This is a genomic window from Bacillus sp. FSL M8-0077 (assembly GCF_038050255.1).
In the GTDB taxonomy this organism is placed as follows: domain Bacteria; phylum Bacillota; class Bacilli; order Bacillales; family Bacillaceae; genus Bacillus; species Bacillus altitudinis.
Genome location: NZ_JBBPAF010000001.1, coordinates 3,923,829 through 3,932,014 on the forward strand (window position 1 = coordinate 3,923,829; position 8,186 = coordinate 3,932,014).

At 38.7% G+C, this 8,186-nt stretch carries 8 protein-coding genes; all 8 read right to left on the reverse strand.

The genetic code is table 11. From position 1 onward, the window contains the following. Positions 1 to 32: 32 nt before the first annotated feature. The 8 genes from noc to rpmH all read right to left on the reverse strand — a co-directional run bounded on the left by noc (position 33) and on the right by rpmH (position 7,566). The gene (gene noc / locus NST57_RS20245; protein ID WP_060698954.1) at positions 33 to 908 is read right to left on the reverse strand and encodes a nucleoid occlusion protein; all 876 of its coding nucleotides are present in this window, start codon (positions 906 to 908) and stop codon (positions 33 to 35) included. A gap of 105 nt (positions 909 to 1,013) precedes the next feature. Next, positions 1,014 to 1,733, reverse strand: coding sequence for a 16S rRNA (guanine(527)-N(7))-methyltransferase RsmG (gene rsmG, locus NST57_RS20250; RefSeq protein ID WP_007497477.1), 720 nt, complete (start codon positions 1,731 to 1,733; stop codon positions 1,014 to 1,016). Positions 1,734 to 1,746: 13 nt separating this feature from the next. Then, positions 1,747 to 3,633 (reverse strand): tRNA uridine-5-carboxymethylaminomethyl(34) synthesis enzyme MnmG, encoded by a 1,887-nt coding sequence (gene mnmG / locus NST57_RS20255; RefSeq protein WP_142153494.1) that lies wholly within the window; start codon positions 3,631 to 3,633, stop codon positions 1,747 to 1,749. 17 nt (positions 3,634 to 3,650) lie between these two features. Continuing rightward, the gene (gene mnmE / locus NST57_RS20260; protein ID WP_341299174.1) at positions 3,651 to 5,030 is read right to left on the reverse strand and encodes a tRNA uridine-5-carboxymethylaminomethyl(34) synthesis GTPase MnmE; all 1,380 of its coding nucleotides are present in this window, start codon (positions 5,028 to 5,030) and stop codon (positions 3,651 to 3,653) included. A gap of 402 nt (positions 5,031 to 5,432) precedes the next feature. Further along, positions 5,433 to 6,056, reverse strand: coding sequence for an RNA-binding cell elongation regulator Jag/EloR (jag, locus tag NST57_RS20265; RefSeq protein WP_142153496.1), 624 nt, complete (start codon positions 6,054 to 6,056; stop codon positions 5,433 to 5,435). Continuing rightward, on the reverse strand, positions 6,053 to 6,829 hold the full coding sequence (gene spoIIIJ / locus NST57_RS20270) for a YidC family membrane integrase SpoIIIJ (RefSeq protein WP_200831200.1): 777 nt from the start codon (positions 6,827 to 6,829) through the stop codon (positions 6,053 to 6,055). The genes jag and spoIIIJ overlap by 4 nt, the downstream gene beginning before the upstream one ends. Before the next feature lie 164 nt (positions 6,830 to 6,993). Next, entirely contained in the window at positions 6,994 to 7,353 is a 360-nt protein-coding gene (gene rnpA, locus NST57_RS20275; RefSeq protein WP_008347592.1) for a ribonuclease P protein component, read from the reverse strand. 78 nt (positions 7,354 to 7,431) lie between these two features. Beyond that, positions 7,432 to 7,566 (reverse strand): 50S ribosomal protein L34, encoded by a 135-nt coding sequence (gene rpmH / locus NST57_RS20280; RefSeq protein ID WP_008360908.1) that lies wholly within the window; start codon positions 7,564 to 7,566, stop codon positions 7,432 to 7,434. Positions 7,567 to 8,186 lie beyond the last annotated feature (620 nt).

Below are 8,186 nucleotides of genomic sequence, written 5' to 3' on the forward strand. Positions count from 1 at the left end.
AAAGCTGACGAGTAATGCTCATCAGCTTCTTTCTATTTAGGAATTCGAATGGTTAATTGGATATATTCCTCAAATTCTTCTTCCTCGGTATTTATTTTAAGTCCGCTGTCTTCTACCATATGGAGAGACTGACGAATGGTATTCATCGCAATTCGCGTATCTCGGCTAAACGCCTTACGTTTCGGCTTCGGTTTGCGATCTGTTTTTTGTTCAAGCATCTTCACTACACGCTCTTCAGTCTGTTTCACATTCAGCTGCTTTTCGATGATTTCCTGCAACAGCGTGATTTGTAATTCTGGAAGCTTTAAAGGTACAAGTGAACGGGCATGCCTCTCAGAGATTTTTTTCTCCAAAATGGCTTGCTGTACCTCTTCAGGCAACTTTAAAAGTCTTAGTTTGTTTGCAACAGTCGATTGTCCCTTACCTAAACGCTGAGCAAGGGCTTCTTGCGTTAAATCATGAAGCTCTAAAAGACGTGCATAAGCATGAGCCTCTTCAATTGCAGACAGCTCTTCTCTTTGCAAATTTTCAATCAATGCCACAGATGCCGTTTCCGTATCAGTAAAATCTTTTATAATAGCGGGGATCTTCTCCCACTGGAGAGTTTGTACCGCTCTCCAACGTCTTTCGCCGGCGATCAGTTCATATTTTCCTTCTTCTTCTGTTGGTCTAACAACAATCGGTTGAATAATGCCATGGGTATGAATGGTTGTGGCCAGCTCTTGTATCTTTTCTTCTGAAAAAATGGTGCGTGGCTGAAAACGGTTAGGCATAATTGTGTCGACCGGGAGCTCCTGTATCTCTTCCTTTAATGTATCATGCTCAGCAATCTCTGCCTCTATTTCGGTTTCACGCTCAGGATGTTCTTTGTCACCAAGCCCGAAGAAGCGTGAGAGTGAATGCTTCATGAACCTACACCACCTTTAAAAACTACCTTTTTATAATTCTATTTTCTCATGTTTTTTCCTTCTGTAAAATCATAAATATTGAAGAAAAACCGACCTTTTACATGATCAACCCTCTATTGGTGATTTATTAGGTGTTCCTGGTTTTCTAGGATATTTTTTTGGTGTTTGTTTTTTCTTTTCAATGACAATGATGTTCCGTTCGCTTTCTTCTAAAGGAAGAACAAAGGAATGCTTTTCAACAACCTCTCCTCCGAGGACAGTGACGGCTTTTTTTCCTGCTTGCATCTCTTCATCTGCAGCAGATGCTTTTAATGCAACAAACAATCCTTCCTTTTTCACAAGAGGCAGGCATAGTTCGCTCAGGACAGATAAGCGCGCAACTGCTCTAGCGGTGACAAGGTCATAGCTTTCACGTTGATCTTTACGTTGTCCAAAGGTCTCCGCACGATCATGATAAAAAGTAGTATCTTGTAAGTTTAACCCTTTTGCTAACTCATTGAGAAACGTAATGCGTTTCTGGAGAGAATCAACAATGGTCACATGTAGATGAGGGAAACAAATTTTTAGAGGAATGCTTGGAAAACCAGCACCAGCTCCAATATCACAAATTGTTGTCACATTGTGAAAATCAATAAAAAATGCTGCTGATATCGAGTCATAAAAATGTTTTAAATATACTTCTTCCTTTTCTGTAATGGACGTTAAATTCATCTTCTCGTTCCATTCTACAAGCATATGGAAGTAAGTTTCAAATTGTTCAAGCTGCACTGGAGAAAGAGTGATCCCTTTCTCCTCTAGTGCTGCTGTAAATTGTTCAATGTTCATGCCGACATCCTTTCTACTCTGCTATCTTCGCAATACGTCCCTGCTCCAAATACACTAAAAGGATAGAAATATCAGCAGGGTTAACGCCTGAAATACGAGAAGCCTGTGCAACAGAAAGCGGTCGGACTTCTTTTAGCTTTTGCTTCGCTTCAGTTGCAATCCCTTTGATGGCATCATAATCGATTCGATCCGGAATCTTTTTGTTTTCCATCTTTTTCAGCTTTTCAACTTGTTGGAGCGACTTTTCGATATAACCTTCATATTTAATTTGAATCTCTACCTGTTCACACACATCAGCAGGAAGCGGTGTGTCAGCAGGAGCTAGTTTCACAACAGATTCATAGTTCATCTCTGGGCGCTTCATCAAATCACTTGCGCGAATACCGTCCTTCAATTCACTTCCACCAAGTGAACGGATATATTCCTGTGTCTCTGCTGTAGGTTTAATAATGACAGAATATAAACGTTTTTTCTCTGCTTCAATGGCCTCTTTTTTCTGTGTGAATGCTTGGAATCTTTCTTCAGAAATTAAACCAATGCTATATCCAAGTTCAGTTAATCTTAAATCAGCATTGTCATGACGCAGAAGTAAGCGGTACTCTGCACGAGAGGTTAAGAGACGGTAAGGTTCATTTGTACCCTTCGTGACAAGATCATCAATGAGAACACCGATATATGCATCAGATCGGCTTAAAATGACTTCTTCTTTACCCAATGCTTTTCTTCCTGCATTGATACCTGCCATAATTCCTTGACCTGCTGCTTCCTCATAACCAGATGTACCATTAATTTGGCCAGCTGTATATAATCCAGAAATTTTCTTCGTCTCAAGTGTCGGCCACAATTGTGTAGGCACAATCGCATCATACTCAATGGCATAACCCGCTCGCATCATTTGTACATTTTCAAGCCCTGGAATGGTTGACAGCATTCGCTGCTGTACATCCTCTGGCAGACTTGTAGATAAACCTTGAACATACACTTCTTGCGTATTACGGCCTTCTGGCTCTAAGAAAATTTGATGTCTCGGTTTATCATTAAAACGAACCACCTTATCTTCAATAGACGGGCAGTATCTAGGACCTGTTCCTTTAATCATACCGGAATACATAGGAGAACGGTGAAGATTCTCATCAATAATTTGATGAGTCTCTAAACTCGTGTATGTTAACCAGCATGGTAATTGATCTGTAATATATTCCACAGTTTCATAAGAAAACGCACGTGGTACATCGTCACCTGGTTGAATTTCTGTCTTACTATAATCAATCGAGTGGCTGTTTACTCGAGGCGGTGTCCCAGTTTTAAAGCGAACCAAATCGAATCCTAACTCTGCTAGGTGATCCGATAATTTGATGGATGGCTGCTGGTTATTAGGACCGCTTGAATAAGAAAGATCCCCTAAAATAATGCGGCCTTTTAAGAAAGTACCCGTCGTTAGGACAACAGACTTGGCGCGATAATTTGCACCTGTTTGAGTCACGACACCTTTACATTCATCATCTTCTACAATTAAATGGTCTACCATCCCTTGCAGCATTGTTAGGTTTGGTTCATTTTCCATTGTTTTTTTCATTTCGTGCTGATATTGAAACTTATCTGCTTGCGCTCTTAACGCACGGACAGCAGGTCCTTTCCCAGTATTCAGCATGCGCATTTGAATATGCGTCTTATCTATATTTCGTGCCATTTCTCCGCCCAATGCATCAATCTCCCTAACGACAATCCCTTTAGCGGGACCCCCTACGGACGGATTACATGGCATAAAAGCAACCATATCAAGATTGATGGTCAATACAAGTGTTTTGGCGCCCTGTCTTGCAGAAGCAAGAGCAGCCTCAACACCAGCATGACCGGCACCGACGACGATTACATCATATTGGCCAGCTTCATAACCCATTTCTTTTGTTCCTCCCTTTACTTTCCTAAACAGAATTGAGAAAATAACTGATCGATTAAGCTTTCATGAACAGCATCCCCAATAATTTCACCTAGCTGCTCCCAGCAGCGTGTTAAATCTATTTGAACGATGTCGATCGGTACGTCCATTCCAATTCCTTCCAGAGCATCCTCAATCGATTGTTTTGCTTCTTGAAGGAGCGCAATATGCCTAGTATTGCTCACATACGTTAAATCTCCACTTTCAATTGAGCCTGTGAAGAATAAAGATTGAATGGCCATTTCAAGCTCATCAATCCCTTTTTCTTGTAATAAAGATGTTGTCACGACCGGACGATCCTTCGCTAACTCTTTTACCTTTTCTACATCAAGTTTAGGCTCAAGATCAGTCTTATTGACAATCACAATAATGTCCATACCTGAGACAGCCTCAAATAGCTTAATATCTTCCTCAGATAACTCTTCACTATAATTGAGCACAAGTAAAATCAGGTCAGCTTCTTTTAAGACCTGTCTTGATCGTTCGACCCCAATACGCTCAACAATGTCTTCAGTCTCACGTATACCCGCAGTATCTACTAAACGGAGCGGTACTCCTCTTACATTCACATATTCCTCGATGACATCTCTAGTTGTTCCAGGAATATCGGTCACAATTGCCTTTGTTTCCTGAACAAGACTATTTAATAAAGAAGACTTCCCAACATTCGGTCTTCCAATAATAACAGTGGATAAGCCCTCACGTAGAATTTTCCCCTGCTGTGAAGTTGTTAGAAGCGATTCAATTTCCTTTTTCACAGATGTCGCCTTTTCAACTAAGACTCGATGTGTCATTTCTTCAACATCATCATACTCTGGATAATCAATATTCACTTCTACATGGGCAAGTGTCTCCAATATCTCACCACGAAGTCGTTTAATCAAACCGGAGAGACGTCCCTCCATTTGAGTAATTGCGACATTCATCGCACGGTCAGTCTTTGCACGAATCAAGTCCATTACGGCTTCTGCTTGTGACAAGTCAATTCTTCCATTTAGGAAAGCACGTTTTGTAAACTCACCTGGCTCCGCTAATCTCGCTCCTTCTTTTAAAGCAAGCTGCAAGACTTTATTGACCGTGACAATTCCGCCATGGCAGTTGATCTCAATAACGTCTTCTCTCGTAAATGTTTTTGGCGCTCTTAATACAGACACCATGACCTCTTCTATCACTTGCTCGGTACTTGAATCTACAATATGACCATAATGAATTGTGTGAGAATCCACTGATACAAGTTTTTTCTCCTTAGGCCCCTTATACATGCGATCAGCAATCTGAACTGCATCAGGCCCGCTTAAACGTATAATGGCAATTGCCCCTTCACCCATTGGTGTAGAAATTGCTGCAATTGTATCCACCGCTCATTCACCTCTTTCTCTATTCAATAGACAGTCTTATATCTATTAAATGGACGTTGTCCATCTCTATATCAAAAACGCTTAATCCAAAATTTAAAGATACCACAAATGCATGCGAAGCGAAAGTAGCCCACATTTAATTATCCACAGTTTTGCACCCTGTCTATTTTAACACTTAACTTATCCACATGTGAATAAAGACGTTCTAAACTTGTCTTCACATCTTACACCTAAATCCAATAAATTAAAACGCCCTTCCACCTTTGCAACCAAGGGAAAATGACGTTTTCGATCTAAATAACACACTAACTTTTTAGAAATAAAGGAGGAATCTACTATTAAAAGGAAATTTTTCAATAAAAAAAGACTAAAATCCAGCTTTGCTGAATCTTAGCCTTTCTGCTATTTTTTATACAGCACCACAACATGACGCTTGCTGCCTGTATCTTCGGATGCCGTAGCAAGTTCTTTAGAAAATGCTGCAATCGTATCATGAACGACTTTTCGTTCATTCGAAGGCATCGGTTCTAAATGAACCTTTCTCTTCGTTTTTAAAACACGGTTTGCCGTTTTGATTGCGTATTGTTCAAGTGCTTCTTGTCGTTTCTTCCTATAATCTCCAATATCAATTGAAATATGATGATACTGATCAGAATAACGATTAAACACTAACTGCACCAAGGTTTCTAAAGAGTACAGTGTTTGTCCTCTTTTTCCAATCATTAATGAAGTTTTGTCTCCATCAATATGAAAAGAGATCTTTTTCGTTTCTTTTTTCGAAACAATGTTTGCTTTAGGATCAATTGATTTAACAATTTTATCTAAATACTGTGTTGCTAGTTTGAGCGCATCTCGCTTTTCTACTAACTTGACAACAGCTGGTTTTTTACCAAATAATCCTAAAAACCCTTTGTTTCCTTCATCTACTATTGTGATATCTACTTCTTCTTTTAGTAGTTGAATTTGTTTAAGTCCGGAATCTACTGCTTCTTCGATTGTGCGACCGACAGCAGTTATTTCCTTCATTTTTTGTTCCCGCCATCTTTTTCTTTTGTATCAACTTGTACTTGAGGCGTTCTAATGACCAATGTTTGAATAATCATGAAAATGTTACCTACAACCCAGTACAGTGAAAGTGCCGCTGGGAAACTGACTGCAAATACAATGATCATAATCGGCATCACCCAAAGCATAATCGCCATTTGAGGGTTGTCCGAAGGATTTCCAGCCATCATTAGCTTCTGCTGAACAAAAGTAGCTACACCTGCAATAATTGGTAACAGGAATAATGGATCTGGACTGCCTAAGTCAAACCATAAGAAAGTATGTTTCTTGATTTCAGCTGTTCTCATGATCGCATGATAAAAACCAATTAAGATTGGCATTTGAATTAAGATTGGGAAACACCCAGCTAATGGATTCACACCATTCTTTTGGAAAAGAGCCATTGTTTCCTGTTGAAGCTGCTGCTGTGTTTTTTGATCTTTTGAGCTATATTTTTCACGAAGCTTCTTTAGTTCTGGCTGAAGTGCTTGCATAGCTTTTGTACTTCTTAACTGTTTAATCATTAATGGTAAAATGAGCAAACGAATCAAAAGAGTTACGATAATAATCGCTACACCATAGTTTTCACCAGTTAAATTTGCCATGTACGTGATTAATTGAGATAGCGGGTATACAATGTAAGAATTCCAGAATCCCTTACTATCTGATGTGATTGGTTCATTGATTTGTGTACACCCTGCCAATAGAACCAACACGCCAATTAAGCTAAATATTAGTAATAATCGCCTTTTCAACAAGATTCCTCCCATTACTTCAAACTTTATTTAAGTTGGAATTGATTACGAAAGTGACTCACCTAATCAGTATGGTAACATTTTTTCATTACAAAGTGGTGGTTTCATTTTAATTCACTAGATGAAGGAAGCGCTTTTAAAAATTGATTCAACGAAAGTTTCTATTACGAAGACTTTTTCGGTTGTTGTTGATAAACAGCGGATTTTCTAAATAAATGCTGGAGAGACTTCTTTGTTTCTTCAAAGGTCAATTCACTTGCTGGTTTTCGCGCGATTACAATGTAGTCTTTTTCTTGCTTTAGCTTATGACCTTCCTCTAAGAACACCTGACGGATCAGTCGTTTAATCCGGTTTCTTATCACTGCATTACCTATCTTCTTACTGACAGACAATCCTAAACGCAGCTCTTCTTGATTTGGTTGGTCCAACTGATAAATGACGAATTGGCGATTAGCCATTGATTGACCTTTTTTGAACACTGTTTGAAACTCTTCATTTTTTTTTAGCCTGTTTCGCTTCTTCATGTTTTCTTCCACTCCGATAAAAACTGACAGTTCATTTACGATTTTATGTAAAAAAGACCACTGACATTATTCAGTGGCCTAAGCTGATAATTTTTTTCTACCTTTGCTGCGGCGTCGCTTTAAAACTAGACGTCCGTTTTTAGAACTCATACGGCTGCGGAAGCCATGAACTTTACTACGCTTACGGTTATTTGGTTGAAACGTTCTTTTCATTTATGACACCTCCCTGAGGAATAGCTGTTTAAGACAGTCTAACTCATTATATTTGTGTAACCCATCGATTGTCAATATCAATGATAAAACTCTTATTATCAACCTTATAAGCATAACACAATTTATCAAGTGAAGAAACCTTCTTTTTTAGTTTCCAGCATTTTATTCTTTTTTCCCTTCAAAAAAACCTTCAAAACAAGGTTGTGGATATTTTTCTGGCATATTTAGACTATCCACATCCATTATCGACATTTTTTTCACACAAATAACCTATGTGGATAATTATTTTTCAACAGGATGTAAAGTGTGTGGATAAGTTTATGGCACCCATTGCACCATCTTGTTTATTTTGATATTATATTTGTGTTTTAACTCTTAATTACTTATCTGGCCTATTTATCTTATCCACAAATTGTGGATAACCTGTGGAAAGTTATTACACAGCTTGTTGAATTGTTTATCCACAACCTGTGTAATTTGTCGAAAAGACGTTTTTCTACTATATTAATTGTTTTCAACAAAGTATGTGCACGAATGGTGATGACCATTTGCTCTTTTTCGTGTTCTATAACAGTTTGATACTGGTCATTTTAAAAAGAAAAGGAGGGGGGAGAAGCCTT

Excerpts from the sequence above, each read along its gene's own strand:
- rsmG (WP_007497477.1), bottom strand. The coding sequence starts at position 1,733 with ATGAACATTGAACAATTTACAGCAGCACTAGAGGAGAAAGGGATCACT.
- noc (WP_060698954.1), bottom strand. The coding sequence starts at position 908 with ATGAAGCATTCACTCTCACGCTTCTTCGGGCTTGGTGACAAAGAACAT.
- rpmH (WP_008360908.1), bottom strand. The coding sequence starts at position 7,566 with ATGAAAAGAACGTTTCAACCAAATAACCGTAAGCGTAGTAAAGTTCAT.
- jag (WP_142153496.1), bottom strand. The coding sequence starts at position 6,056 with ATGAAGGAAATAACTGCTGTCGGTCGCACAATCGAAGAAGCAGTAGAT.
- mnmG (WP_142153494.1), bottom strand. The coding sequence starts at position 3,633 with ATGGGTTATGAAGCTGGCCAATATGATGTAATCGTCGTCGGTGCCGGT.
- rnpA (WP_008347592.1), bottom strand. The coding sequence starts at position 7,353 with ATGAAGAAGCGAAACAGGCTAAAAAAAAATGAAGAGTTTCAAACAGTG.